This window comes from Streptomyces sp. NBC_00029 (assembly GCF_045160505.1).
Classification (GTDB): Bacteria; Actinomycetota; Actinomycetes; order Streptomycetales; family Streptomycetaceae; genus Streptomyces.
Map to the genome: position 1 here is coordinate 859,594 of NZ_CP108292.1, position 23,930 is coordinate 883,523.

Below are 23,930 nucleotides of genomic sequence, written 5' to 3' on the forward strand. Positions count from 1 at the left end.
CGGCCAACCTCCCCCGCCGCCGGCCCACCCCGCGTACGGCCGCCGAAGTCGAACGCGCAGAAGGACTCGACCTCAACCTCGACCAGTACCGGGTTTCCCGGCCGCCCCAGCCGCCCCAGCCGCCCCGGCCTCGCCGGAGGACGCCTCGTCCTCGGCCCGGAGAACAGAGCCTCCCGGTATGGATCTTCCACCGCATCGCTGAGTCTCCCGCTGGCTACGACCGCGAGACCGCCTGGTCCCTCGCCGAGAGGTGGGCACAGGCTGTCGTGGACCGTGAGGAGTTCACCGCGTGGTCCTGGGCAGTCGGACTGACCCGGCCGGACGCCGCCGTCGAGCTGAAGGACCACGGCTTTGCATCCGACGCGCTGGACACCCTGATCAACGGCAAGCCCGCCCGCAGCCTCCTGCGTACCGGGCACGATGTCCAGCAGGTGATCGCCGGCCTGTACCGGGCAGCCGCCCGTCGCCGGACCAGTCCTTGACTCAGCGCAGCGGTCGAACTGCAGGATCGGCGAAGAGTGTCCCCAGCCATCCGGGTGGGTTTCTTCCCGCAGGGGCATCTGGGGGTAGTGCCGGGCCGTTGATGCGGCGTGACCAGCTGCTCATGCGACTTTGGCACCATCGGCGGGCCGGCGATGATGGCCGCCGGATTCCTCCGCCGCATCCAGGCCCGGGCCAGCGGCAAGAAGAGGCAAAGCGAAGACGGGACCACCAGGAATGTGCTGGACATCCTTTCCTGCCAGCTACAGGGCAGTGGCCCGGTTCTCTTCGACTTCGCCCGCTGGGCCACAGAACTGAAGGTCACCGTCGCGCGACTGCGGGAGGTGGTGGCGTGGCTCGTCGAGCACGAGTTCCTCGCGCTCGAGGGAGACGTGGGCGGCGTCGCCCGACTGTGGGTGAACCCTTCGGTGGCGTTCTCTCCCTGGACAGACCCGAGGGTCCTCGCGTCCCGTCACCGTTTCCCCTACATCACAACGGCGGAAAGGGGCATGGCCGCGGAGGAGCCGGTGATCGTCCACCCCTACGACGCCACAGGGTGGGATGAGGTGTACCAGAGCAACCTGCACATGATCGAGGACCCCGTCTGTTTCTCCTCCGCAGGCTGCCCGATCCACGAGCGGTAGCTCCCTGATGCAGGGTGTGGCGGATGTCCGGGGCGCTGACCACGTTGAGCTCACCGGCCACGGTCACCCGGCAGCTGCCGGGCCGGGTCGGCTGTACCGACACCTGGATCGAGTTGTACACGGCTCCCCCGGTCAGCACCGACGGGGTGTGCTTCCAGGAAAGCCCCGAGCCGGCACCCGCACCGGTCGTGACCGGCACCCCCGGACAGCCGGGTCACCGCGTCCCGACGCCGGATCACTTGCCTGCCACAGCCAGTGGGTGACCATCGGGCGGGAGGACACCGGGCGTGTCAGGCTGCGGGGGGGAAAATCCGGCTCGACAGAGTGCCCACGCAGGCAGGACCCGGCCCATGCCCGTAGTCACACCGGCCGGGTCCTGCGCGCTTCCCTCGCGTGTGAAGCCGTGCCTGACAGACCACCGGGTTCTGCGCGTGCGCAGGGGTGTACTACGCGGCCAGCCGTGTCATGGGCGGAGCAGAAGACCGAGGCGCGCAGCCGGTGTCAGCAGTACGAAGGCCCTGAGTTGGGGGATCAGGGCGTTTGTCTGCCTCGGGGGAAGCTGACGCGGCCCCGATGCCAGAGCGCGGAATCAGGGGCCGCGGACTGCACCGGCCCGACGTGGGGGCCGAGCCAGTGCACGCGTCGCACCACCAACACCGACGACGACCCGAAAGACACGGCCAGCCTCTCCAGACCCTATTCCTACAGCCCCCTCACGGTGTGGCGCCCGTCCCCAGCGCCTGCCGACCTTCCTGCACGGGCTGGGCTGCGAACACCCGCCGCCAGGGGTGGTGATACGGGCCGCCGCAGGACCGGCACCGCGGCACGCACCACGCAGTCCGCTAGCCACAACCGTGTCGACGCCTGGGGCAAGGATTCGGGGTGCCGGTAAGAACCGTGTCACCAGCCGCAAGCGGTGTCTCGCCCACTCAGCCGACTGCGTAGGGGCACGCTGGAGTCGGCAGCCCTTCGACAAGGGCAAGGCGAACGGCCTTTCAGTTAAGTCACCTACCGGCAGCGTGCTGGTGGGCGCGGACGACGGTGGAGTCGACCGACACCAGCCAGTCGATATCGCCTGCGGCGTCCGCGTTTGCCTGCGCTGCCTGGAGCATCTGCTTGAAGGTCCCGTCCGCGCCCATCTGCGGAAGCGTGTGTGGAGGCTGGCCCATGACCCGTACCGCTCAGGGACATCCCGCCAGGCGACCCCGGTGCGGAACTTCCACACGATTCCGTTGAGGACCGTCCGGTCGCCCGGCCGCGGCTGCCCGAAAACAGGCCGGGGCAGCAGCGGTTGCACGAGTTCCCACTCGTCTCGGACAGTTCACGGCGACGTATCACGACAGCATGATCCACAAAGCAAGATCACTTCGACGACAGACCCTAGCCTCTCGGCTTACCCAGTGCCAGCGCTGGAGTCCGGCGGAAGCTCGAGATCCGTCGTCTCGCGCGATGCGGTCGGGATGCTGCCCGGCGCCCAGCCGAGCACTTCCTCGAAACAGCGGGCCACGAGGGAAGTGGGCTGGCGTTCGTGATCACTCTCGTGGAGCCTGATGGTCGCCTGGCTCAACTGGGTGCGATGCGCAAGCTCCGTCACTGAGATGCCCTCGGCTTCCCGGAACTCGATGAGAGCCTTCGCCAGCCGCTCCAATTCTTCACTCATGGCCAAAGCCTTGCGCATCACAAGACTGATCCGCATCCGACTTGCGCTTCTCGCCGCTCCATCAGGAGCCGAAGTCGTTCCCAGCCGAAGGCTTGCATGCCACCCGCATCTACCGAGGCTCGGAAACCGTGACCACTGGGGTCACCAATGGGGCCCGGTAGCGGGCGGCGGCCTGGGCGCGGCGGCTCCGGTGTGCGGCTATGCCATGGTCAGCTGGATCGCTGGTGAGCAGCATCGCGGCGAGGCGCTGGATCTTGCGGTCCAGAGCGAGGGCGAGGCGCCGACGGTCCCGGTTCCGGATCGCGGCGAGGGTCTGAGTGCTGGTGTGCAGATGGTTGGCGAGAAAGCTCGTGGGCCAGCCGTGTTCGGCGAGGTCCTGCAGGCTGGTGGCGGCTCTGTCCGCTTTGACGAGGCCGGGGAGTAGCCGTTCGCGCCGACGGACGGTGCGCAGCGGATGCCGAGTATGGCTTCCGCGGTGGTCCGGTGGATGCGGGCAGGCCGTGCTTCGGCCGGGCGCAGCAGGCGCCGGACGAGGGTGACAGCAACGCCGGATATCTCGGCGATGTCCGATGCCGACAGGCCCGTGCTCTGGAGTCGGCGTGCGGCCGCGGCGGCTTCGGATGAGGGGATGCGGGCCGGGCGGCCGGCCATGAGTTCGCTGGTGCGCCGGGCGCGGTCCCGACGGGTCGCGGCCCTGCACTGCGACCGCGAGCAGCCGTAGTCGGCGCAGGTGGGGCTGCCGTGCCTGACCCCAGACCGCAGCGGCTGCCTGCGATCCCTGCCGACAGTGCGGGTCTGCGTGGAGGCTGCAGGGGTTGGTGAGTTCATGCCCGTTCGATTCTGCCCGCTCACGACCACGTCTGCGCCCCGCACCTTCGGTCAGATCACGCGGAGCGTACGACGCAGTGCGGGAAGCAGCGGTGTTCAGCCCGGCAGGTCCTTGCCACGCCCGGAATCCGGCGACGTGCCGGCCGTGCCTGGTGCGGGCGGATCATCGCGCGGCCACAGGCCCAGCAAGTCGAGTAGCTGCGCGAGATCAGCGCGATCCATGGCGCGCTCGGCGACCGCGCGCCGCGCTGCGTTCCGGTCCACACGCCCCACCGGGGCCAGGAGGGTGGATGCCTCCGCGGAGGAGAAGGGGTCTTTCATGGCGTGATGCCACCACAGACGGCATCACCTTGCAGGGTGGACTGCGCCAACCGGTAACTCGACGGCAGCCTGACTGCGCGCATGTTCTGGGGATGGCAGGGAGATCCGGGCGTGCAGCGCGGATCGGCGCCAGTTCTGCGGGGCAGAGGAGTTGCTTCGCGCGGGTTCCGCTCTCCTCACCCCGGGCTGGCGGAGTGACGGCAAGTCCGGGGGCGAGGGGCGGTGAGCCGCAGCCACCCCTTTCAGGTGTCTGAGGCTTCCGGGGCGCGGGTAGCGGCGTTCGGCGGCCTGGAGGCTGGCGACTCCGAGGGGTCCGGCGAGGTCCGCCCAGCTCGCGCCCTCGCCGCGGGCGGTTTCGATCAGCCCGCTCTCCCAGCCCGCGAGCTCCTCGCGGACCTCGCGCAGCATCAGCAGTGCGGCCAGGGCCGCGTGCGGGCCGGAACCAGCCGTTCAGGGGATTGCCGCGCGTCCTTCACGGAGTGGTTGATGGCCTCCAGTGCCGCTGCGGCGGCAGTGAAGGAGACAGTTACGGCCGTCGGAGCGGCGTCGTTCATGGGACTCTCCAGCGGGAGCCGGGCGCGGTAGCGATCACGAAGTTCGGCTTGATTCCCATGCCATAGGGTCATGCAGTGACCAGCTCCCTGCCCGCTTCCGAATACGTGTTTGCCGATGAGTTGCTGCTCGAGGGGTATGGCGGCCCGAGCGCGCTTTATGTGCGCCGGCCCGACCGGCACGGGCGGCGGGCGGGTGGATGACTCCCGGTCCTCTTCCGATGCCCTTCCAGTGTTCTCGCGGTGCTCTTGCGGTGTGCGGAAGAGCGGTCTCCCCGGCGCGCCCGGACCCCGCCGGGGAGATCACCCGGGTGCCCCGGCACGGGCTGCGGGGACCTCGGGCTGCTGCGCCGCATAGTCGGTGGCAGGGCCCGCCCGGGGCCGTGATCGTGGGGAGTGACCGTGGTGGACAGGGAACGACGTTCCGCCCTGGCGGCCATGGCCGCCCTGTTGTCGGCGGGTATCGCGGGCCTGGCGCCCGGGACGGGCCCGGCGGCGGCCGCGGCTGCGTCTGCGTCTGCGTCTGCGTCTGCGCCCAGGGACGCGGACGCGGCCACGCCTCGGCGGGACGCCCGGGCCGCGGGTCCCCGCCCCCCGGCCTCGCTCCTCGGCGATGAGATCCGCCGGCTGCCCACGACCCGCAACGTCCTGGCCCTCACCTTCAACGCCGCCTGGGACGACGCCGGCGTCGACACGGTGCTGGCCGAACTGCGACGGCGCAAGCTGCCCGCCACCTTCTTCCTGACCGGCGAGTTCGCCGAGGCCGAGCCCGCGGCGGTGCGCGCCATGGCGGACGCGGGGCACGGCCTCGGCAACCACTCGTACAGTCACCCCTACTTCGACGACCTGAGCACTGCGGCGCGGACCGAGGAGGTGCGCAGCGCCCACGCGGCGATCCGGACGGCGTCCGGGACGGAGCCCCTGCCGCTCTTCCGTTTCCCCTACAGCTCCACCACGCCGCAGGCCATCACCGACGTCAACGCGCTGGGCTATGCGGCGATCGAGTTCAGCGCCGACACCAACGGCTACCTCGGCCCGGCCGGCGGCATGACCGTGGACAAGGCGGTCAAGCGGGCCGTCGACGCCTTCAGGCCCGGCGCGATCATCCAGATGCACGTCGGCAGCCGCGGTGACGGCATCGTCCTCGACGCCGACGCCCTCCCGCTGATCGTCGACGCCGCCCGGGCCGATGGCTACGAGGTCATCGACCTGCGCCAGTTCCTCGAGGCGTAGGCCGATACGGAGACGCACGCTCGGCCCGGTCTGCGCCGGCTCCCCAACTCTTAGGCCTGTGACGTCCGTTGACCTGTTCGGTTATCGTCCGGTCCGGAACCGGCGGATCGGAACACGGGGATGTGGCGCGTGAGCGAGAAGGAAATCCTGGCCCAGCGTTTCGAGGAGCACCGCTCCCATCTGCGGGCGGTGGCCTACCGGATGCTGGGCTCGCTCAGCGAGGCGGAGGACGCCGTACAGGAGACCTGGTTCAAGCTGAACCGCTCCGACGCCGACGCGGTCGAGAACCTGGGCGGCTGGCTGACCACCGTGACCGGCCGCGTGTGTCTGGACATGCTGCGCTCGCGCGGCACGCGGCGCGAGGATCCCCTCCACGACCAGGACGGGCAGGTCCGCCTTCCCGACCCGATCGTCAGCCGCGCGGACGGACTCGACCCCGAGCAGGAGGTCATGCTGGCCGATTCGGTCGGCATCGCCCTGATGGTCGTCCTGGACACCCTCGCCCCCGCCGAGCGCCTGGCGTTCGTGCTGCACGACCTGTTCGCCGTGCCTTTCGACGAGATCGCCCCCGTCCTCGGGCGTTCCGCCGCCACGACCCGGCAGCTCGCGAGCCGCGCCCGTCGCCGCGTCCAGGGCGCGGCGCCCGCCCCGGACCCCGACCGGGGCCGACTGCGGGCGATCGTCGACGCCTTCCTGGCAGCCTCGCGCGGCGGGGACTTCGACGCGCTCGTCGCGGTCCTCGACCCCGATGTGGTCGCACGTTCCGACGGCGGCACGCTGCGCCCCACGCTGCTGCGCCGCGGTGCGGCCGAGGTCGCCTCCCAGGCGATCGCCTTCGCCCGGTTCGCCGAGGCCGCGCACGCGGCTTTGGTCAACGGGACTCCCGGGGTGGTAGCCGTGGCGGAGGGCCGGGCGCTGTCGGTCATGGCGTTCACCGTCCGGGACGGCAGGATCACCGCGCTCGACATCCTCACGGACCCCGAGCGCTTGGCGCGCATCGACCTGAGCGTCCTAGACGTCTGACCCGTCGCCGGACCGCACGGCGGGCCCCACCTGCGGAGTGACCTGCCCCACCACCTGTCACAGGCCGGGGCGACGCGGTGCCTTGAGGGCGATCCCACTGCACGTCAGTCAACGACACACATCGACCAACAATCAGATGATCAGAGAGAAACGCCCGGGCCGCGCAGGACCTGCACGGCCCGGTCGAAGGCGGAGTCCTTGTTCTGGTCGAACTCCTCCGCGGTGAAGACCGGCTCGGTGAGGTGCGGCGGGATGCCGGCGCCGTCGAAGGTCCTGCCCGACCGCGCCAGCAGCTCCTCGTTCGGCAGCCAGACCGACATGCCGTTGGGGAGCTTGCGCACCAGGACGTCCGAGAAGACGCCCTGCGTGGGCTGCCCGATCCGTACGGTCCGGCCGGGGCGGTCCATGAGGGCCTGGGTGAAGGTCTCTCCCGCGCTGACGGTCGAGGCACCGGTCAGCACGGCGACCGGTCCGGTGTAGCGGGGGCCCTGGGCGGGCGTGACGTACTGGGGCTGGGGCCGCGTGTGCCGGGTGGGGTCCGCGGGATCGTTGCGGGCCCGCTTGGCGTAGGCGAGGTAGGGGGTGTCGGTGAGCCGCCCGGCGATGTGGAGCCCCATGGCGTCGGAGCCGCCGCCGTTGATCCGCAGGTCGATGACCAGGCCCTTCAGGTGCTGGGTGCGCTCCTGGCCGAGGACCGTGTCCAGGGCCCTGTCGAGCTCGGCCAGCTCGGCGGCGTAGGGGGCGTCGTCGCCCGCGTAGCCGCCGAAGCCGGAGATCCGCAGGTAGCCCTGCCCGCCGGGGAGGTCGGCGTAGGTGATCCGGCCGGCGGCGAAGTCCTGGAGGTTCCGGGCGCCCTTGAGGTCGCGCTCCACGACGAACTTCTTGATCCTGGCATCGAGTGTCCCGTCGGGCAGGACGGTGCCGGGGCGGGCCTGTGCGAAGCGGCTGTCGGGAATGCCGTCGGCATCGGCGTCGACGTCCCAGACGGCGACGTGGGCGTCGTGCAGCGGCTCGACCATCTTGCTGAAGACGGCGAAGAGTTCGTCCGGGGTCGTCCCTTCGTGGACCGTGGGGCGGTACCGGTCGCGCACGGCGTGCCAGTCGATGCCCTTGACGGAGAAGAAGGGGTAGTTCTCCTCGAAGGACTGCCAGAAGATGTCGAAGGAAGCGAGCGGACCCCCGGGGGCGGGACCCGTGCAGGCCTCGGGCAGTCGCGTCATCCGGCGCAGGTTCCGGTCGCCGACGTCGCCGTCCAGCCGTACGGAGGCGCGGTCGCCGGCGCCCCGGGTGCGCACGGTCAGGACGGTGCCGTCGGGCGTGGTGTAGGTGCCGGGGCCGGTCCGGTGCGCGGTGGCGCCCGCGATGCAGCCGACGGCGGTGGTCTGGTACTCCTGGAGAGTTCCGTTCCGGATGGACAGCACGGTGCCGTAGCCGTCGGTCCGCCAGATCCCGTCGGCGGCCGGCTGGTGAGCGGTGGCGGTCGGCGCGACTGCGCAGACGAGGGCCAGGGCGACGGCGGTGGCCGTGACAATGCGCACGATCTTGCCTTCTCTGTAGGCGACTTGCTCGGTACGCCCACCGTCGCCGACACGCGATCCACCGGGCCATCCGGCTGTCCGGTCGATCGGGGGTGGGGCCAGCCCCCGCTACCGGCGGTACCCCGGGCCACAGGGCGAGGCCGACTCTTCCGGATCCTGCTCCCCCAGCTACCGCTGGGAGGTGCCCCCAGGCCCGCGGCGCCCGGCACCGGACACCGGACACCGCTGGATCGGCCGACAGAATCCGAAAGGGACAGCCTGGTTCGACGGCGTGATGGCGATCTGCCTGGAGGACGCCCGTGTCACCGGCATCCACTGCGTCCGCACCCCGGAGAAGCTGACCCGTGTCGCGTCCGAAACCCCTCCGACCCTGCGGTGAGTCCCGGCCGCGGCGCGGGCGCCGCCGTCCCCGTGGACGAACTCCTGCCCTCCGCACCGGCTTCGGCGACGCTCCCGGCCCGCGTCGCGCCCGCCGCAGCTCACAGGTCGTGACGAAGGGAATTCGGCAGGTAGCAATTAGGTGAATTCCTGACTGAATTCCCGTCAACAAGCCTCCACTTCATATCTCGATTTGATAACAACCCACCCAGAAAGGACTGGACCATTCGGGCGCGACGCGCGTAACTCGCCTTTTTTTGCTAAGAGTTGATTGTTCGTCAAATCAGGCCGACAGGTAACGGAATGATTTCTCGGGGCACGCTCCCGTTTGTCCGAATTCTCCTCAGCATTCGTCTGGCAGGCTGCGGCGCACCCAGTCTTCCGACAACGATTTGAGGTGCCCATGACAGGACGTCGCAGACGCCCTGCCGCCGCCGACCACCGGCGCAGACCCCGGCGGTTGATACTCATCACCGCCGCCACAGCCGCGGCGGGGTTGATAGCCGCAGGCATCGCCTACTCCGGAATCGGCGACGGCGCCCAGGCGGCAGCACCCGTACAGGCCGCCGCGGCACCCGCCGCCGCGCCCGCGCGCGACAAGGAGCCCGAGCCGATCGCGGCCGCGCCCGCCAACGAGACCGCGCGCGGCATGATCTACGACGGCCTCGAGGCCGCGCCGAAGGGCGACCGGTGCGTGGGTGTCTACCGCACCGCGGACGGACACTGCACCCACGGCCCCGACGCCCCGCCCAAGGGCGTCGACATCACCAAGGACATCGCGCCCGCCGTCAAGGAGACGGCCCCGGCGGCCGATCCGGCCCGTCCCGCGGCCGATGACCCGGCGAGCAAGGAAGGCGGCGGGCGTCCTCAGGACGCGCCCGCGGCCGACGCCTCGGCCGCCACGAAGGCCGCGGCGCCCGCGCCCGCGGCCTCGGCAGGCAGCCAGAACGTCGCCGCCGGCCCCGCCGGCCAGACCGTCCAGTGCGAGGGCGACGGCAGCACCGGCAACCGCGTGCAGGTCGTCTACGTCCACGCCCCGGGCAAGGACCGCTACTCCGAGTACGTCGCCTCGTTCCGCAAGTGGGCGGCCGACGCCGACCTCATCTACTCGGCGAGTGCCCAGGAGACCGGCGGGGTACGTCACATCCGCTATGTGACGGCCGCCGACTGCACCCCCACCGTGCTCAACATCGAGCTCCCGGCCTCGGCTCTGGGCGAGTTCAGCGCGACCAACAACGCGCTCGCCGCCAAGGGCCTCGACCGTCGCGACCGCAAGTACATGATCTTCGCCGACAGCCAGGTCTACTGCGGCATCGGCACCTTCGCGGGCGACGAGCGGCCCGGCCAGGCCAACCAGAGCAACTTCGGCCCCTCCTACGGGCGCACCGACTCCGGCTGCTGGGGCGGTCACACCGCCGCGCACGAACTCGGCCACAACCTGGGCGCGGTCAACAACAGCGCCCCGAACACCAGCCGTGGCGCGCACTGCACCGATGAGTACGACGTGATGTGCTACTCGGACACTCCGTACTACCCGCAGATGCGCAACATCTGCACGAACCAGGCGTCCGAGAACATCCTGGACTGCAACCACGACGACTACTTCCACACCAGTCCGAAGGCCGGCAGCTACCTGGCCACGCACTGGAACATCGCCGACAACCAGTTCCTGATGAAGAGCAAGGGCGGCGGCACGGACCCGGGTCCGAACCCGAACCCGACTCCGACGCCCACCAAGAAGCCCACGCCGACGCCGACCAAGAACCCCACCGGCGGACCGGACGTGACGGCGGGCCAGATCCAGTCCAGCTCCGTCGTCGTCAGCTGGCCCAAGGTCGACGGCGCCGCCTGGTACGCGGTGCAGCTGAACGGCAAGCACCTGACGTGGGTCCAGTCGCAGGTGCTCCGCATCTACAACCTGCAGCCCGACACCGCGTACAAGGTCACCGTCTCGGTCCGCGACAACGCCGGCCGTGACAGCGGACCCGGCAAGGCCGCGTCCTTCCGTACGACCGGTGGTGGCGGCGGCGCGACCACCCCGGGCACCCGCTACGTGCTCGGCAACGGCAGCACCGGCATGGCCGCGGAGCTGTGGGGCGGCCGCACCGCCGACGGCACGGTCCTCGTCGGTGGCCGCACCAACGGCTACGCCCAGCAGCAGTGGTACTTCGACGACGCGGGCAACGGCCAGGTACGCATCCGGTCCGCGGCCTCCGGCAAGTGCCTCCAGCCGGGCAGCACCCCCGCCGCGGGCATGTGGGTCGCACAGCAGCCCTGTGCCAACGGCGCCGGCGCTCAGGCCTGGAAGCTGACGTCGCGCGGTGGCACGGTGACCGTGACGGACCCGAGCGGCGGCTTCGCCCTCACCGTCAGCAACCGCCCCTACTACGGGAACTGGCTGCTCGACCTCCAGCGTGCGGACGGCCGTCCGGCGCAGGCCTGGACCCTCCAGAAGTCCGGCTGATCACCGCCACGGCGCAGCACACCTGACGCCCTGACGGCGTGAACCCACCCCGACGGACGGCCGCACCGCGCGGCCGTCCGTCGGCACCCCTCATCTCGACCGGAGCACCCCGACGATGCGCATACGAATCGTTTTCTCGGCCGCCCTGGCCGCACTCGGCCTCATGTTCCTGCTCCCCGCCACGGCCCACGCCCACGGTGACACCCTGAAGGTGGTGGTGACGGGACAGCGGAACGGTCACGTCACCGCCGACGTCACCTGGGAGAACGACGGGGATGCCGTCGAGGAGGCCGTCGCCGCCACCGTGAACGCGGTGAGCGCCGACGGCTCCCGGACCTTGGGGCCCTGGCGTCTGGTCCGCGATCCCGGCGCGGCGCCCGCGGGCTGGACAACGGCCGAGGCGCTGCCGCCGGGTAACTGGAAGGTCGGTGTCGACGTGGGCTTCCCGGCCCTGGGACACGGTGAACTCGAGGTGGGCGTGCCTGTGGTGGACCCGGCGCCCGGCACCCCGGCTCCGGTCGGCTCTTCGCCGGCCGCCGTCGCCCCGTCCGCCGCGGCGCCGGATCCGTCGGGGGCCTCCCCCGCCTCGGCCCCGGCCGCGTCCTCGGCGCAGGCCCCGGACGCCGCTGCCGGCACCGAGGGATACGCCCTGTGGTGGACGACGGCAGGTGTCGCGGTGACCGCCGTCGCCGGTGCGGCCGTGGGTCTCCTGCTGCGCCACCGTCGCCGCGTGCGGCTGGACCGGCTCGGCTAGGCCGTCTCTTTCGGATCTTGTCGGTCGGGCCCGCGTTGTCCGGTGCCGTGCATCGCAAGGCGGAGGAGCGCCGTTGTACTGGACGTACTGCGGTGCTCCGACAACGCGGCGAGGTGCGGTGCCGGTCGACGCGGGCCCGGCAAGATCCGAAAGAGACGACCTAGTAGTGCTTTGTTATCCGGTCTTGTCACGTCGGGTGTTCGGTAGTTCGCTGGCTGTATGAGGGCTGGGGAGCTTGCGGCGGTGCGGGTCCGGTTGGAGGAGTTCGCTTCCGAGGTGTTCGCGCCGCTGGTGCGGCGGGACTGGCTGGAGAAGGGCCAGTTGTATCTGCGGGGCCTGTTGCTGGACGGCCGACGCAAGTCGATGCAGCCGATGGCCGGGCGTCTCGGGGTGGACCATCAGCGGTTGCAGCAGTTCATGACGTCCTCGACCTGGCCGGTCGCTGACGTGCGGGCCCGACTGGCCTGGCGGGCGGTGGCTGTGGTCCGCCCTGAGGTGTGGGTGGTGGACGACACCGGTTTCCCCAAGGACGGCACTGCTTCGCCCGGGGTGGCCCGCCAGTACTCCGGCACGTTGGGCAAGGTCGGCAACTGCCAGATCGGTGTCAGCGTCCACGCCGCCTCGGACACGGCTTCGTGCCCGCTGTCATGGCGGCTGTTCCTGCCCGCCGCATGGGACGGGCCCCAGGCCGCTGCACGCCGGGCTGCCTGCCGGATCCCCGACAGCGAACATCACCGCGCGAAGTGGCAGCTCGCGCTGGAGATGCTCGACGAGCTGTCCGCGATCGGCCTGCGGCCCGCCGCACTGGTCGCCGACGCCGGCTACGGCGCGAACGCCGACTTCCGTCACGGCCTGGAAGACCGGGGTCTGGCCTACGTCCTGCAGGTCAAGGGTGAGATGACTGCCCACGGTGAGGATGCCGAGCCGCATCAGCCCGCCTACAGCGGGCTCGGTCCCCGCCCTCTGCCCCGATACCGCACCCGGCCACGTTCCTTACGCGACCACGTGCTGGCTGCCGGAAGAAGCCGTGGCCGGACGCTGACCTGGCGCAAAGGCTCCAAGGCCGCGATGAGCTCGCACTTCGTGCTCCTTCGGGTCCGCCTCGTCGGCCGCCGCCCGAAACCGGCGGCCGACGGGACGATTCCGCTGGTCTGGCTGATCGCGCAGTGGCCCGAGGGTGAGGCGGAGCCGGTGAAGTACTGGATCTCGAACCTGCCCGCGAACATCCCCGCCAAGGACCTGGTCCGGCTGGCGAAGGCCCGGTGGCGGATCGAGCACGACTACCGCGAACTGAAGACCGCTCTGGGCCTGGACCACTTCGAGGGACGTTCGTTCACCGGCTGGCACCGCCACGTCACCCTCGTCACCGCCGCCCACCTGTTCCTCACCGAACAGCGGACCTGCCCAAAAGCCCCTGCCAGGGCCTGACCCTCTACCAGGCCCTGGACCTCCTCCAACACCTACTCGCCACCTGGACCGGCACCTGCCCCACCTGCAGACAACCCACCCCATGGCAGCCCCACGACACCAGTTAACAAAGCACTACTAGGGCCTGTCTCCTTGACAGGCTATGGGCGCCATTCCTGCTGGTAGGCGGGGTGTTCGGCGTATGACTGGGCAAGGATTCGCAGCGCGTATGCCAGGCCGGCCGAGCGGGAGTCCGAGGGGTCCATGGCCTTGTAGTCGTGCGCCAGTTGCTCGGTCAGGTCGAGCATGGGGAGATGGCTGTCGAGAAGAGCCTCACCGCCCAGGGTGTCGGCCACGTAGGCATAGGCGTGGTTGTCGTCCATGATGCGTGCGACGAGGAACTTCACAAGATCGTCCATGTGGTCATCTTCTCGGGAAACGTGCTTCGGCGGTCAAGCGGCTGTCCAGATGAGGATTGCGGCGAGGTGGAGTGCGGCCTGATAGGCGATGGCGAGCTTGTCCGTTCGCATGGCCAGTCCGCGCCACTGCTTGAGTCGGTTGATGCACCGTTCGACGGCGTTGCGCTGCTTGTACGTCGGCGTCGAAGGCCGGTGGTCGGCCTCCGTCGCGGCCTCGCCGCAGACGGTGGCCGACCTGGTCGGACGGCTGGGGGATGACGGCGCGGATTCCGCGTCGCCGGAGGTGATTGCGGATCGCGCGGGATGAATACGCACGGTCCGCCAGGACGGCATCGGGTCGGGTCCTCGGTCGTCCGAGTCCGCTTCGCGGAACACGGATGCCTGCCATGACGGTCTCGAAGGCCGGGGCGTCGCCCGCCTGGCCTGCGGTTATACGGAGGGCCAGGGGCCGTGCACGGCTATCGCTGGCAAGGTGGACTTTCGTGCTCAGGCCGCCGCGGGAGCGTCCGAGGCCATGATCGTCAGGTTCGGCCCGACTTGGCGCCCCTTTTTCCTGGCACCGGCGGCGTGCTGGTGGGCTCGGCAGACGGTGGAGTCCACCGAGACGGTCCAGCCGATATCGGCATCAGCGTCGGCCGCTGCCAGAACTGCGGCGAGGATGCGTTCCCAGGTGCCGTCTACGGCCCACCTGATCAGGCGTTTGTGAGCGGTCTGGAACGAGCCGAGCTCGTCCGGCAGGTCCCGCCAGGGCGAGCAGGTGCGGTACTTCCACGCGATGGCTTCCAGAGTTCGGCGGTGATCGGCCCATCGCCGACCACGGACCGGATCGGCCGGCATCAGCGGCTCGATCCGGTCCCACATCGCATCAGTGATCACTAATCGGACGGACACATCCGATCAACTGACCAACCCATCAAAGAGACACGCCCTAAAGGGTGTTGCAGAAGGTCCGTCGCGGGCATGCCGGTGTGCTGTCTGGCCTGCTGTTTCACCGTGTCATGGCGAGGTTGTGCATGGTGGCGACGGCCTGGACGGCGTGGTGGAGGCCGTCTCCTTTCTGGCGACAGTCGCGGAGGATCTTCCAGTTCTTCATGCGGGCGAAGGTGTGCTCGACGCGGGCTCGGACCCGCCGGTGTTCGGCGTTGTCCTCTTCCTGGCCGCGCAGGAGGGGACGTCCGGCTCTTCTGCGGTGCGGGACGATCAGGCCGGTGCCGAGGTAGGCGCCGTCCGCGATGACCGTTGCCCCGGCCGCCGCGGCCGGCAGGTCCGACTCCCGCCAGACGTGGGCGTCGGCCTTGTTCCCCGGTGCCGGGCGTGCGCTCGCGACGACCAGGCGGCTGTCCGCGTCGATGATGACCTGCACGTTCGCCGAGAATCGGTAGTTCCTCGACGAAGCGCCAACCGTTCGGTCGCGGACGGGGATGAGGGTTCCGTCCACGATCCACAACCGTTCCACGTCGGCGACGGGCCGCGGCGCCGGTTCCAGCGCCAGCAGTGGCCGCAGGCGCTGGATGACCCGGCAGACAGTAGCCGGGGAGATCCCGAAGAGCGGAGCGAGCTGCCGCATCGTGAGGTTCGTCCGGTAGTACACCGCTACCAGCAGCACTCGGTCCGCCAGCGGCAGGCACCACGGACGGCCACCGCCGGGACCGTTTCCGCCCCGCTCCCGCACCACCTTCACCAGCTTCGCAAACCGCTCGATCCGCAAGCCCGTGAACGTCTCCACCCACACCGGCTCAGCCCTCAACACCCCACCCATACAGGCGAAATACCCCGAACCGAGCCTTCTGCAACACCCTTTAGGGCGTCCCAGGGGGTGTCCTGCCGATCACGCCGGGCTCGCGGGCTTATCGGCAGGACACCTCCTAGGCCAGGGCGGTCGTGACCGCCCGTGCGAAGTGCTCCAACCCCTGCGGGTTGATGCACAGGAACAGATTCGGCTCGATGAGTTCCAGCTCCATGACCACGGGTTCCCGGTCCTCGTTCAACGCGAGGTCCACCCGGGCGAACAACAGGTCGCCCGGGTCGGGGACCGCGTCCAGCGCCGCCCGCGCCGTGCGGAGCTCGGCCTCGGAGGGCTCGTAGGGGACGGCCCCGGGGTGCGGCACCCTGAAGTTGTCGATCAGCCCCGCCTCCGTCAGCAGGGGGCGCTTGCGGATCGCGTGGCTGAAGGTGCCGCCGAAGAAGACCAGGGCCCGCTCCCCCTCCTCCACGAGCGGCAGGTACGGCTGGACCATCGCGGTGCGCCCCTGGTCCAGCAGCATGCGGGCATGATGCTCGGCGTCCGCCCGGCGGCCGGGCTCGTAGCGCGCGGTGTCCCGTGCGCCCGAGGAGACCGCGGGCTTGACCACCACTCCGTGCGGCCCCTCGAAGTCCGCCGCGTCGCAGCTCCCGCCCGGTTCGAGGAAGCGGGTCGGTACGACGTGGACCCCACGCCCGGCGAGCTCCAGCAGATAGCGCTTGTCGCTGTTCCAGCGCACCAGCGGCGCAGGATTCCGGAGCCGGGTGACCTCGGCCGTCGCATCGGCCCAGGCCAGGAACTCCGCCAGGCGGTCCACGTAGTCCCAGGTCGACCGGATGACCGCCAGGTCGTATCCGTCCCATTCCGGCTCGTCCGCGTCCCAGGCGACCGCCTGCGCCGACAGGCCCGCGCCCTGCAGAGCCGTCAGGATCAGCGGGAGATCCGCGTCCTGGCCGGCGCCGCCCGCGCTCGTCACGACCGCGATCCTTGCCTCACCCATAAGCGTCTCCCGTCCTGACGTCCTGCGCCGCCCTGCGCGTCCGCGGCCAGGACGATCACTCTTCCACACCCGCTCCGCAGGGAACCCTGCGGCCGGATCATGCGTCGTACGGGTCGCGGAACGCGGGGCGACGGACGCTCCGAGGCAGACGGGTGGGGCTCCAGTGGTGGACGTGGCGGGAAGCGGTGCGCAGCGCACCGCCCGGTGGCGCTGGGGCACGGACGCCCGGGGCCGTACGTCCTGGACGCGCGGTCGCCCACTCGCGGCGCTCGCCGTACTGACCGCCGGCCTGCTGGTGTTCCACTCCGCCGTACCCAATGCCGCGGGCCGCCCGGGCAGTGCGCTGGAGACCTTCCTGCCCTGGCTGGGCCTCGCCGTCCCGGTCCTGGTCGTGGCGGCGCTGGTACGCCGCTCGGTCACCGCGCTCGTGGCCGTGCTGCTGCCCGCGGTGGCGTGGGCCGGCCTCTTCGGCGGCCTGCTCCTGCCGGCGGACGGCGGCCCGCACGACCTCATGGCGCTCCAGCACAACGTGAGTGACGAGAACCCCGACCCCACGGGCACCGCGCGTGCCCTGGCCGGGGCCGGGCCGGATCTGATCGCCCTGGAGGAGCTGACGCCCTCCGCGCTGCCGGCCTACGAGGCGGCGCTGGCACCCGCGTACCCGTACCACGCGGTCGAGGGCACGGTCGGCCTCTGGTCGAAGCACCCGTTCACCGATGTCCGCCGCGTGGACATCAAGCCCCGGAGCATCGGGGAGGGCTGGAACCGCGGCCTGCGCTGCGGTGTCCGCACGCCACGGGGCGAGATCGCGGTGTACGTGGCGCACCTGCCCTCGGTACGCATGCGGGCGAACGGTTTCGGCTCCGGCCCGCGCGACGAGAGCGCACGGTTGCTGGGCGCGGCCGTCGCCGCCGAGGAGGTGGACCGGGTGATCCTGCTGGGTGACCTCAACGGCACGGTGGACGACCGTGGACTCGCCCCGCTGGCCTCCCGGTTGAGCGCGCCGCGGCGGGGGCTCGCCCTCAGCTGGCCGGCCGCCGTCCCGGTCGCCCGGATCGACCAGGTCCTGACCCGTTCGGCGACCGCCGCCGAGGTCTGGACCCTGCCGGCCACCGGCAGCGATCACCTGCCGGTCGCCGCCCGCATCAGGCTCGACGCCTCATAGCCGGATGGCGATCTTCCCTCGTACGTGGCCGTCCCTGAGGTAGCGGATCGCGTCGGGGACCTCGGCCAGCGGGTAGGTCCGGTCGATGGCGGGGGTCACCGAACCGGCTTCGATGAGCTCCGTGAGGGCTTCGAGGTCGTGGTGGCGCACCACGGTGCCGAGCGGGCGGAGCCGGTGGCCGACGAAGGGCGACAGCAGGAGCGCGCCCAGCTGCCGCTCGTTGCCGCCGATCCAGTTGCCGCCGCCTTCCCCGCCCACGATGACGAGGGTCCCGCGGGGAGTCAGGGCGCGGCGCAGCCGGGTGAGGGGGCGGTTGCCGGCGATGTCCAGGATGACGTCGTAGCGGCGGCTGCCGTTCACGGGGTCCTCCTGCGCGTAGTCGAGGACTTCGTCGGCGCCCAGGGAGCGGACCAGGTCGGCCTTGCCGGCACTGCAGACTCCGGTGACGCGGGCTCCGTAGGCCTTGGCCACCTGAACGGCGAAGCTGCCCACGCCGCCCGAGGCGCCGAGTATGAGGACGCTCTGACCGGGCGTGACCCGGCCGCTGTCCCGTACGGCATTGAGGGCGGTGCATCCGGAGACGGGCACGGTTGCGGCCTGTTCGAAGCTGAGGCCGGGCGGCTTGGGGGCCAGCGTGCTCTCCTTGGCGCAGGCGTACTCGGCGAACGACCCGGAGCAGTTGCCGTACACCTCGTCGCCGGGCCGGAAGCGGGTGACGTCCGCACCGACGGCTTCCACCACCCCCGCGACGTCCATGCCCCGCACCCGCGTCCTGGGTCTGCGCAGGCCGGTCACGGCCCGGACGGCGTAGGGCATGCCCGCCATGAGGTGCCAGACGCCCTGGTCGACGGCGGCGGCGCGCACGCGTACGAGGACCTCACCCCGGCCGGGTGCCGGCCGGTCCACTTCTTCCATCCGCAGCACCGAGGGCGGTCCGTAGACGTCCTGGACGATGGCCTTCATGAGTCGTCTCCTTCGGTGGTGGTGTACTGGAACACGCTGTCGAGCGGTACGGAGAACACGCGGGCGATCTCGAACGCCTTCTCCAGGGAGGGCGAGTAGCGGCCCTGCTCGATGGCGATGACGGTCTGACGGGTCACACCGATCCGGCGGGCGAGCTCGGCCTGGGTCATCTCGCCGTTGGCGAAGCGCAGGGCCCGGATGGTGTTGGTGACCCTGGTGGGCCTCACCACGGTTGGAAGCCGAACCGGTACGAGACGATCTTCGCCGTGGAGGCGAGCAGCGCCGACAGGACGAAGCCGAGGAAGATCGCGTTGGCGATCCAGAACTGGTCCGCCTCGGCCATCGCCAGGAGGAGCCCGGCCACGGCCCCGATCACGACGAAGGACTGTCCGATGTGGTCACCGAACCGGTGGATCTCCCGGTCGCGCTGGTCCTTGACCTTGCCCTCCTCGGGCGACACCAGCGTCACGATGATGTGGAGCGCGATGGAGGCGGCGATCGCCGCGCCGACCGTCCAGAGCAGTGCGGTCTCGTACGGCTGCTGAGCCAGCGGCCCGCTCCCGGAACCGGACCCGCCGAGGACGACCGCCAGGTACACCCCGTACGACACCAGCGTGACCACGATCATGATCCACGCACGTTTTTCCTCGACTGCCACGACCGCTCCCGTGTAAAGAAAACCAGACATGGGCAGTGTCAAGGAATCAGGACACCGTGTCAATATTTCTTTACCTCGCCAGGCCGCGTGCAGGATTCGCCGGACAACGCCGGGAGGGCGGCGGGAGGGTTGGCAGGAGGCTGGCGGGAGGGTCTGCGGGAGGCCGGGGACCTCAGGCGGAGGGCGCGTCCAGGAGTTCGGGGCCGTTGTTGCGCACGTTGTTGACCGCGGTCGACACGGCGCGCACGTCGAGCCGGCCGCCCGCGGGAGCGGCGAGCAGGGCGCGCAGTTCGCCGGGGTCCTGGTGGGACGGGTCGAGCCAGGCCTCGTAGTCCGCCGGGGCGAGGGCCAGCGGCATACGGGGGTGGACGCGGCCGGCCGCGTCGGTGGCCTCGGTGGTGATGATGGTGCAGGTCGCCCACCAGGCCGCCGGATCGTCGTCGTCGGTGACGGCGGGGTCGCGCCAGAACTCGTAGAGCCCGGCCATCGCCATCACCTCGCCGTCCTCGGGACGGATGAAGTACGGCTGCTTGTACGCCTTCGCGGATCCGGAGGCGGGGACCGGCTCCCATTCGTAGAACCCGTCGGCGGGCAGCAGGCACCGGCGCTTGGCGAACGCGCGCCGGTAGGCGGGCTTCTCGTGCACCGTCTCCACCCGGGCGTTGATCATCTTCGCGCCGCCGGACAGGCTCTTCGACCACGAGGGCACCAGCCCCCACCGCAGGGGGCGCAGCCGCCGCTCCAGCAACCCGCTCTCCCGGTCGGCACGCTCCAGCACCGCCCACACCGCATCGGTGGGGGCGACGTTCCAGCTCGGCTCCAGTAGGTGCCCCGGGTCCGGGGGCGTGGCTCCGAAGAGGCCGGACAGGTCCTCGGGACTGCGGGTGGAAGCGTAGCGGCCGCACATACCGTCCACCCTGCCAGCTGAACCGGCTTCCCGCAGGCTACGCCGCGAAGTCCCCCGGGCCGGGATCGTCGTGGTGGTTCACCTGGTGGATGCGCAGCGCGAGTTGGAGCTCCAGAGCGCGTTCGGGGCTCTGCCAGTCGCGTCCGAGGAGGTGGGCTATGCGGTCCAGCCGCTGCACCACCGTGTTGACGTGCACGTGGAGCGCCGCGGCGGCCCGGGACTGGCTCGTGCCCGCGTCGAAGTAGGCCCGGAGGGTGTGCGTGAGGTCGGTGCCGCGCTTCGCGTCGTAGGCGAGTACGGGGCCCAGGGTCTGGCGTACGTAGCCGCCGAGGTCGGTCTGGTCGCCGAGGAGCACGCCGAGGAAGCCCAGGTCGTGGAGGGCGGCACCGGTGCCGTCGCGGCCCAGGGCGCGCAGTGCGGTCCGGCAGCGGCGGGCCTCGGCGCAGGCGTCGGCGAAGGCCGCGGGACCGGTGACCGGTCCGGCGGCTCCGACGGTGACGGGACCGGCGAGGGCCTGGCGCAGCTCGCTCGCGAGGCTCGCGGCGGCGGGGCCGGCCGCCTCGGCGGGGCAGACCAGGACCACGTCCTCGTGGTGCAGCCCGGCCAGTCCCCTGCGCGCGTGGGCGATGCGGGCGGCTGCGGCCAGCAGCCGGGTCCGGGGTGCGGCGCCGGTGTGCAGGACGAACACCGCGTGCGGGTGGCCGAGGTCCACACCGAGCCGGCGGGCCCGCGCGGCCAGCCCGGCCGGGTCCGCGGCCCTGGTGAGGAGGTCGCCCAGCAGTTCGCCCCGTACCCGGTCCTCGGTCTCGGCGACCGAGCGGCGCAGGAGCAGCAGCAGGGCGGTGACGAGGCTGGCGCGCTCGAAGAGGCGACGGTCGGCGTCGCCGAGGTCGGCGCGGCCGGTCAGGGCGATGCTGCCGAGCAGTTCGTGCCCGGCGAGTACCGCGCAGACCCAGGTCCCGTTGACGGAGACCGCGCGTCCGTCGGCCCGGGAGGCGGCGACGGCCCCGGCGGACGGGGGCCCTGCTTCGGTGCCCGACCTGGCCAGTTCGGCGCCCTCGGCGTCGTGGATGAGGGTGCCGCCCTGGAGGACGGCGCCGATGGCGGTGGCCACCTCGCCGACATCGCCGCCGCGCAGCACCAGGTCGGTGAGCCGGTCGTGCGCGTCCTCGGCGCGGCGCATGGCCTCGCTGTGCGCCTCGATGGTCCGCGAGGCCTCGTTGAGGTCGACGAGTGCGGTGCGCGTCTCGTCCAGCAGGCGGGCGCCGTCGATGGCGATCGCGGCGTGGTCGGCCAGGGAGGACAGCAGGGCGACCTCGTCCGGTGTGAAGGTACGGGCCGTGCGGTCCGCCGCGTAGAGGACGCCGATCACCCGGGTGCCCAGGCGCAGCGGTACGCCGAGGATGGCCCGGAGGCCCTCCTCCGTGACGGCGCCGTCGATCGTGGCGGTGTGCCTGAAGCGCCGGTCGTCGCGGTAGTCGCCGGTGGAGTACGGGCGCGCCGTCTCCGCGACCAGTCCGCCCAGCCCCTCCCCCATGCCGAGGCGCACCTGCTGGAACGCGGCGGAGACCGATCCGTCGGTGACCCTCATGTACGTGTCGCCCGCCTCCTCGTCGTTGAGGGACAGGTACGTCACGTCCGTACCGAGGAGCAGCTTGGCCCGGTGGACGATCGCCTCGAGCACGGCGTCCGGCTCCCTGAGCCGGGCGAGGTCGCCGGCGGTGTCGAAGAGCGCCGCGAGTTCGGCCTCGCGGCGGCGGTGCTGGCCGAGGGTGCGGCGGATGCGCAGGGCGATCCGGGTCGCGTCCGCGACCACCGCGGCTTCGGCGTCGGAGAGTTCGGCGTCGGGGGGCGGGGTGAACTGCTCGGCGGGGGCGCCCCGGTCCAGCAGGTCGAGGAGGTCGCGGAGCTGCCGCAGCGCGCCGGTGCCGGTTCCGGGCCTGGTGCCGCTGACGGAGCCGGAGCCCCTCCCGGTCGTCCCGCTGTCTTCGGTGATGGGCATCGGGCGCTCTCCGAGGTGCTGGACGAGGACGGGGGCGGCACCGGCCGGCCGGGCCGGGCCGGGCCGTCGGGCCGGGTACCGCCCTCGACCGGCCGGTCAGTTGTCGGCCGGCACCGGGTCGTGTCCGGCCTGCCGGGCGGCGGGAACGGCGTTGCGCGCCGGGGTGTGCTCCCGGGCCAGGCTACGCCCGCGGGTCTCCTTGGCCACCAGGACGGTCAGTGTGGTGACCGCTGCCGCCGCGGCGAGATAGACGGAGACGGGCAGCGAGGAGTCGTAGTCGCGCAGCAGGGCCACGGCGATGATCGGGGCGAGCGCTCCGCCGATGATGGAGGCCAGCTGGGAGCCCATCGAGGCGCCGGAGTAGCGCACCTTGGTGTCGAACATCTCGGAGATGAAGGCCGCCTGCGGGCCGTACATGGCGCCGTGCAGGAGCAGTCCGACGGTCACCGCGGCGGCGATCACCGGGAAGGACTTGGAGTCCAGCAGCGCGAAGAAGGCGAACGCCCAGCCGATCATGCCCACCGAGCCGATCAGCGTGACGGTACGACGGCCGATGCGGTCGGACAGCGCGCCCCAGGCCGGGATGGTCACGAAGTGGACGGCGGAGCCGATCAGCACGGCGTTCAGGCCGTCGCTCTTGGGCAGCCCGAGGTGGCTGGTGACGTAGACGAGCAGGAAGGCGGTGATGACGTAGTAGGAGATGTTCTCTCCGAGGCGGGTGCCGATGGCGGTCAGGACTCCGCGCCAGTTCGTCCGGAACACCTCGGCCACGGGCGGCTTCGCCCTGACCCCGGCCGCGGCCTGCTCCGCCGCCCTGGCCTGCGCCTCCAGGAAGACCGGGGACTCCGAGACGGACACCCGGATCCACAGGCCGATCATCACCAGCACGCCGGAGAGCAGGAACGGGATCCGCCAGCCCCAGGCGAGGAAGGCCTCGTCGGACTGTACGGCGGCCAGTACGGCGAGTACGCCGGTGGCCAGCAGATTGCCTCCGGGTGCGCCGGCCTGGGGCCAGGAGGCCCAGAAGCCGCGGCTCCTGTCGTCCCCGTGCTCGGAGACGAGCAGCACGGCACCACCCCACTCACCGCCGAGCGCGAACCCCTGGATCAGGCGCAGGAGGGTGAGGAGGACGGGGGCGCCGACGCCGATGGTGGCGTGGGTGGGAAGCAGCCCCATGGCGAAGGTGGCCCCGCCCATGAGCAGCAGGCTGAGGACGAGGAGCTGCTTGCGGCCGATCCTGTCCCCGTAGTGCCCGAAGACCAGCCCGCCGAGCGGGCGGGCCGCGAAGCCGATCGCGTAGGTGAGGAAGGCGAGGAGGGTCCCGACCAGGGGCTCACTGCCGGGAAAGAACAGCTCGTTGAACACCAGCGCGGCGGCCGAACCGTAGAGGAAGAAGTCGTACCACTCGATGGTGGTGCCGATCAGGCTGGCGGCGACGATTCTGCGGATTCCGGTTGCTGATGGTGCGGCTGTTGCGGGGGAGGTCATGTGCACCACTTCCGGGGTCTGCGGGGACGTTTGGTGTGGCCACACCGTAGAAGCCCGCAGGTCGGCAGCGTATGTGGCGGGACATCACATTCAGGCGCCACCTTGTGTACCCAACCACCACACCGCCACCCTGCACACCTTGAAGGCTTCCGGAACGCCCCGCCGACACCTGCCACAAACGCGTGGATCAGCCTGTTTTGCGCCCCTCGTGCTGACTCCCGTGCTGGTTCGGTGCTGACCCGAAAGCCCTTGTCAGCACCTCTGGCGACCCGTCCCGTGCTGGTTCGGTGCTGACTACGCAGCGTT

Annotated in this window: 22 protein-coding genes and 2 pseudogenes; 10 read left to right on the forward strand and 14 right to left on the reverse strand. The window is 71.0% G+C overall.

Annotated elements, in window-relative coordinates; all coding sequences use genetic code 11:
• The first annotated feature begins 266 nt into the window (after nt 1-266).
• Both OG753_RS04295 and OG753_RS04300 read left to right on the forward strand, forming a co-directional pair.
• Nucleotides 267-482, forward strand: coding sequence for a hypothetical protein (locus OG753_RS04295; RefSeq protein WP_405787247.1), 216 nt, complete (start codon nt 267-269; stop codon nt 480-482).
• Between the two features lie 153 nt (nt 483-635).
• Complete coding sequence (locus OG753_RS04300; RefSeq protein WP_405787249.1) at nt 636-1,124, forward strand: hypothetical protein; 489 nt, start codon at nt 636-638, stop codon at nt 1,122-1,124.
• Nucleotides 1,125-2,134: 1,010 nt separating this feature from the next.
• Here OG753_RS04300 and OG753_RS04305 read toward each other — a convergent pair.
• Together OG753_RS04305 and OG753_RS04310 are read right to left on the reverse strand one after the other, a co-directional pair.
• Nucleotides 2,135-2,421 (reverse strand): annotated as a pseudogene (locus OG753_RS04305) (transposase); the annotation flags it as partial.
• 96 nt (nt 2,422-2,517) lie between these two features.
• A complete protein-coding gene (locus OG753_RS04310; RefSeq protein ID WP_405787250.1) occupies nt 2,518-2,784 on the reverse strand; it encodes a multiprotein-bridging factor 1 family protein in 267 nt (88 codons plus the stop codon).
• On the opposite strand from OG753_RS04310, the gene OG753_RS04315 reads away from it, so the two are divergent.
• The gene (locus OG753_RS04315; RefSeq protein ID WP_405787252.1) at nt 2,783-3,208 is read left to right on the forward strand and encodes a hypothetical protein; all 426 of its coding nucleotides are present in this window, start codon (nt 2,783-2,785) and stop codon (nt 3,206-3,208) included. The two genes, OG753_RS04310 and OG753_RS04315, sit on opposite strands and share 2 nt — an antisense overlap.
• Before the next feature lie 500 nt (nt 3,209-3,708).
• On the opposite strand, the gene OG753_RS04320 is transcribed toward OG753_RS04315, so the two are convergent.
• On the reverse strand, nt 3,709-3,933 hold the full coding sequence (locus tag OG753_RS04320; protein ID WP_405787254.1) for a hypothetical protein: 225 nt from the start codon (nt 3,931-3,933) through the stop codon (nt 3,709-3,711).
• 629 nt (nt 3,934-4,562) lie between these two features.
• Between OG753_RS04320 and OG753_RS04325 the strand changes: the two genes are divergently transcribed.
• From OG753_RS04325 to OG753_RS04335, 3 genes are all read left to right on the forward strand, one after another.
• A complete protein-coding gene (locus tag OG753_RS04325) occupies nt 4,563-4,688 on the forward strand; it encodes a hypothetical protein (protein ID WP_405787255.1) in 126 nt (41 codons plus the stop codon).
• A gap of 201 nt (nt 4,689-4,889) precedes the next feature.
• A complete protein-coding gene (locus OG753_RS04330; protein ID WP_405787257.1) occupies nt 4,890-5,717 on the forward strand; it encodes a polysaccharide deacetylase family protein in 828 nt (275 codons plus the stop codon).
• A 129-nt stretch (nt 5,718-5,846) separates the two neighbouring features.
• A complete protein-coding gene (locus OG753_RS04335; RefSeq protein ID WP_327260582.1) occupies nt 5,847-6,740 on the forward strand; it encodes a sigma-70 family RNA polymerase sigma factor in 894 nt (297 codons plus the stop codon).
• 140 nt (nt 6,741-6,880) lie between these two features.
• Here the strand turns inward: OG753_RS04335 and OG753_RS04340 are convergent, their stop codons facing one another.
• Nucleotides 6,881-8,278, reverse strand: coding sequence for a S41 family peptidase (locus OG753_RS04340; RefSeq protein ID WP_405787258.1), 1,398 nt, complete (start codon nt 8,276-8,278; stop codon nt 6,881-6,883).
• Nucleotides 8,279-9,116: 838 nt separating this feature from the next.
• Here OG753_RS04340 and OG753_RS04345 point away from each other — a divergent pair.
• The 3 genes from OG753_RS04345 (at nt 9,117) to OG753_RS04355 (ending at nt 13,302) form a co-directional block, all read left to right on the forward strand.
• Nucleotides 9,117-11,120: an RICIN domain-containing protein gene (locus OG753_RS04345; protein WP_405787259.1), complete on the forward strand. Its 2,004-nt coding sequence runs from the start codon at nt 9,117-9,119 to the stop codon at nt 11,118-11,120.
• A gap of 115 nt (nt 11,121-11,235) precedes the next feature.
• Nucleotides 11,236-11,874, forward strand: coding sequence for a hypothetical protein (locus OG753_RS04350; RefSeq protein WP_405787261.1), 639 nt, complete (start codon nt 11,236-11,238; stop codon nt 11,872-11,874).
• A gap of 219 nt (nt 11,875-12,093) precedes the next feature.
• Nucleotides 12,094-13,302, forward strand: a complete 1,209-nt coding sequence (locus OG753_RS04355; protein WP_405787262.1) for an IS701 family transposase — start codon at nt 12,094-12,096, stop codon at nt 13,300-13,302.
• Between the two features lie 140 nt (nt 13,303-13,442).
• Here OG753_RS04355 and OG753_RS04360 read toward each other — a convergent pair whose 3' ends face one another.
• The 4 genes and pseudogenes from OG753_RS04360 to OG753_RS04375 form a co-directional block, all read right to left on the reverse strand.
• The gene (locus OG753_RS04360) at nt 13,443-13,700 is read right to left on the reverse strand and encodes a DUF6221 family protein (protein ID WP_405786533.1); all 258 of its coding nucleotides are present in this window, start codon (nt 13,698-13,700) and stop codon (nt 13,443-13,445) included.
• 33 nt (nt 13,701-13,733) lie between these two features.
• A pseudogene (locus OG753_RS04365) lies at nt 13,734-14,591 on the reverse strand (IS5 family transposase).
• 97 nt (nt 14,592-14,688) lie between these two features.
• The gene (locus OG753_RS04370) at nt 14,689-15,459 is read right to left on the reverse strand and encodes a transposase (RefSeq protein WP_405787225.1); all 771 of its coding nucleotides are present in this window, start codon (nt 15,457-15,459) and stop codon (nt 14,689-14,691) included.
• Nucleotides 15,460-15,565: 106 nt separating this feature from the next.
• Nucleotides 15,566-16,441, reverse strand: coding sequence for a hypothetical protein (locus tag OG753_RS04375; protein ID WP_327260586.1), 876 nt, complete (start codon nt 16,439-16,441; stop codon nt 15,566-15,568).
• Between the two features lie 277 nt (nt 16,442-16,718).
• On the opposite strand from OG753_RS04375, the gene OG753_RS04380 reads away from it, so the two are divergent.
• Nucleotides 16,719-17,606, forward strand: a complete 888-nt coding sequence (locus OG753_RS04380) for an endonuclease/exonuclease/phosphatase family protein (RefSeq protein WP_405792542.1) — start codon at nt 16,719-16,721, stop codon at nt 17,604-17,606.
• On the opposite strand, the gene OG753_RS04385 is transcribed toward OG753_RS04380, so the two are convergent.
• The 6 genes from OG753_RS04385 to OG753_RS04410 form a co-directional block, all read right to left on the reverse strand.
• Entirely contained in the window at nt 17,601-18,569 is a 969-nt protein-coding gene (locus OG753_RS04385; protein WP_327260587.1) for an NAD(P)-dependent alcohol dehydrogenase, read from the reverse strand. The two genes, OG753_RS04380 and OG753_RS04385, sit on opposite strands and share 6 nt — an antisense overlap.
• On the reverse strand, nt 18,566-18,769 hold the full coding sequence (locus OG753_RS04390) for a helix-turn-helix transcriptional regulator (protein WP_327266640.1): 204 nt from the start codon (nt 18,767-18,769) through the stop codon (nt 18,566-18,568). Before OG753_RS04390 ends, OG753_RS04385 begins: the two co-directional genes overlap by 4 nt.
• 23 nt (nt 18,770-18,792) lie before the next feature.
• Nucleotides 18,793-19,227, reverse strand: a complete 435-nt coding sequence (locus OG753_RS04395) for a hypothetical protein (RefSeq protein WP_327260588.1) — start codon at nt 19,225-19,227, stop codon at nt 18,793-18,795.
• 172 nt (nt 19,228-19,399) lie between these two features.
• Nucleotides 19,400-20,134, reverse strand: coding sequence for an SOS response-associated peptidase (locus OG753_RS04400; RefSeq protein WP_405787263.1), 735 nt, complete (start codon nt 20,132-20,134; stop codon nt 19,400-19,402).
• 37 nt (nt 20,135-20,171) lie between these two features.
• Nucleotides 20,172-22,136: a helix-turn-helix domain-containing protein gene (locus OG753_RS04405; RefSeq protein WP_405787265.1), complete on the reverse strand. Its 1,965-nt coding sequence runs from the start codon at nt 22,134-22,136 to the stop codon at nt 20,172-20,174.
• 96 nt (nt 22,137-22,232) lie between these two features.
• A complete protein-coding gene (locus tag OG753_RS04410) occupies nt 22,233-23,624 on the reverse strand; it encodes an MFS transporter (protein WP_405787266.1) in 1,392 nt (463 codons plus the stop codon).
• Nucleotides 23,625-23,930: the final 306 nt, after the last annotated feature.

Bases quoted from the DNA above. Each gene is read 5' to 3' on its own strand.
- OG753_RS04405 (WP_405787265.1), bottom strand. From the start codon at position 22,136: ATGCCCATCACCGAAGACAGCGGGACGACCGGGAGGGGCTCCGGCTCC.
- OG753_RS04360 (WP_405786533.1), bottom strand. From the start codon at position 13,700: ATGGACGATCTTGTGAAGTTCCTCGTCGCACGCATCATGGACGACAAC.
- OG753_RS04410 (WP_405787266.1), bottom strand. From the start codon at position 23,624: ATGACCTCCCCCGCAACAGCCGCACCATCAGCAACCGGAATCCGCAGA.
- OG753_RS04350 (WP_405787261.1), top strand. From the start codon at position 11,236: ATGCGCATACGAATCGTTTTCTCGGCCGCCCTGGCCGCACTCGGCCTC.
- OG753_RS04385 (WP_327260587.1), bottom strand. From the start codon at position 18,569: ATGAAGGCCATCGTCCAGGACGTCTACGGACCGCCCTCGGTGCTGCGG.
- OG753_RS04310 (WP_405787250.1), bottom strand. From the start codon at position 2,784: ATGAGTGAAGAATTGGAGCGGCTGGCGAAGGCTCTCATCGAGTTCCGG.
- OG753_RS04355 (WP_405787262.1), top strand. From the start codon at position 12,094: ATGAGGGCTGGGGAGCTTGCGGCGGTGCGGGTCCGGTTGGAGGAGTTC.
- OG753_RS04400 (WP_405787263.1), bottom strand. From the start codon at position 20,134: ATGTGCGGCCGCTACGCTTCCACCCGCAGTCCCGAGGACCTGTCCGGC.
- OG753_RS04300 (WP_405787249.1), top strand. From the start codon at position 636: ATGATGGCCGCCGGATTCCTCCGCCGCATCCAGGCCCGGGCCAGCGGC.
- OG753_RS04315 (WP_405787252.1), top strand. From the start codon at position 2,783: ATGGCCAAAGCCTTGCGCATCACAAGACTGATCCGCATCCGACTTGCG.
- OG753_RS04370 (WP_405787225.1), bottom strand. From the start codon at position 15,459: ATGGGTGGGGTGTTGAGGGCTGAGCCGGTGTGGGTGGAGACGTTCACG.
- OG753_RS04375 (WP_327260586.1), bottom strand. From the start codon at position 16,441: ATGGGTGAGGCAAGGATCGCGGTCGTGACGAGCGCGGGCGGCGCCGGC.
- OG753_RS04320 (WP_405787254.1), bottom strand. From the start codon at position 3,933: ATGAAAGACCCCTTCTCCTCCGCGGAGGCATCCACCCTCCTGGCCCCG.